This window comes from Shewanella sp. SG44-6, assembly GCF_014164185.1.
In the GTDB taxonomy this organism is placed as follows: domain Bacteria; phylum Pseudomonadota; class Gammaproteobacteria; order Enterobacterales; family Shewanellaceae; genus Shewanella; species Shewanella vesiculosa.
The window spans coordinates 1-344 of sequence record NZ_JACJER010000346.1 but is presented as its reverse complement, the minus strand read 5'-3'; the positions used below and the strand labels follow the sequence as shown (position 1 = coordinate 344).

Below are 344 nucleotides of genomic sequence, written 5' to 3'. Positions count from 1 at the left end.
CAATGGCAGAACTGATGAAAATAATTAATGTACCAGCAAATACCCCCGCACCACCTTGATAAATACGAAACCATGCAGCGAGTAGAGAGCCAATCAATGTCGGAATAAAACCAAAAAACAGACCACTTAAACTCAATAAAATCCAGCGAGCATCAAAAAAAATTCCTTGACGAAATTCCCAAGGATTGATCATTAAACTCACCGTAATCATGCCGATAAAAATGCCACTTAAGACATCTTTATATTTTGGGGAAACGATGTTTTGTAGCGTAATTGCATCATAAATAACCACAAGAGCCAGTAATAACACGGCGTTGCTCATCAAACTGAAAAAACTATCCATT

Annotated in this window: 1 protein-coding gene; it reads right to left on the bottom strand. The window is 37.2% G+C overall.

Features of this window, described 5'->3' with window-relative positions:
• Positions 1 to 310, bottom strand: a 310-nt coding sequence (locus H5185_RS22530; protein WP_310741713.1) for a LytS/YhcK type 5TM receptor domain-containing protein, incomplete at its 3' end; no start/stop codon positions are given.
• Positions 311 to 344 lie beyond the last annotated feature (34 nt).